This is a genomic window from Vibrio sp. Vb1554 (assembly GCF_033344235.1).
In genome coordinates, this window is sequence record NZ_JAWPOJ010000319.1 from 1 (window position 1) to 1,173 (window position 1,173).

General features: G+C 44.6%; 1 protein-coding gene. It reads left to right on the plus strand.

Features of this window, described 5'->3' with window-relative positions; translation table 11 throughout:
- Positions 1-250: 250 nt before the first annotated feature.
- The coding region (locus R8N28_RS25950) for an insulinase family protein (RefSeq protein ID WP_318183750.1) at positions 251-1,173 on the plus strand (923 nt) is incomplete at its 3' end.

Sequence of the window (1,173 nt, forward strand, 5' to 3'; positions counted from 1 at the left end):
GCTTGCTAAAGATAGCGACTTTCTTAACAATCTATTAAAAAGAATATACTCAGTTCATCACATTCTACGATGAAGTCATGAACTCAGTGCATTCCTTCAAACAGCTCTACCCCATACGCAAAAGCGATGGGCCCAATGCAGTACTCTTACGAATAACAAAAATGCGGCAAGCAGTATTTGTCGAACGCAACATTTGCGCTACCCCCTTTGGGGTTCATAATTAATGTAATGCGAAATCTGGAGACGCATCGTGCACCTAAGTCCAAACGATTCAAACCAATACCGCTACCTTACTTTGAGTAATGGCTTGCGCGTATTGCTGATTCATTCTGATACAGCTCAACAGTCGGCAGCCGCCCTAGCTGTGAACGTTGGACACTTCGACGACCCAGTTGATCGTCAAGGTCTGGCTCACTATCTAGAACACATGCTTTTTTTGGGTACGGAAAAATACCCTAAAGTGGGCGAGTTTCAAAGTTATATTAGCCAACATGGTGGAACGAATAACGCGTGGACAGGAACGGAGCACACCTGCTTCTTTTTTGATGTTACTCCAAGTGCATTTGAAAACGCACTGGATCGCTTTAGCCAATTCTTTACCGCGCCACTGTTTAATGAAGAAGCATTAGATAAAGAGCGTCAAGCGGTCGACTCTGAGTACAAGCTGAAATTGAATGACGACTCGCGTCGCTTGTATCAAGTTAACAAAGAAGTCATCAATCCAGAGCATCCATTTTCAAAATTCTCTGTCGGCAATTTAGATACGCTTGGCGACCGAGATGGTCAGTCTATTCGTGATGAAATTGTCGAGTTTCATCATTCTCAATATTCAGCCGATCTTATGACGCTGACGTTGTTTGGGCCTCAATCTCTTGATGAGCAGCAAGCTTGGGTAGAAGCCATGTTTGCTGACATCCCTAATCATCAATTAAGTGGTAAATCGATTAACGTACCGATTGGGACTGAAGACAGCACCGGAATTTTGGTTCAAATTGAGCCCATCAAAGAGTTTCGCAAACTCATTCTCACCTTCCCTATGCCGGGAATGGATAAACACTACGGCGTGAAGCCTCTCTCTTATTTCGCTCATTTGTTAGGTTACGAAGGCGAAGGGAGCTTGATGCTGCAACTGAAAAGCAAAGGCTGGATCACTTCCCTATCAGCCGGCGGCGG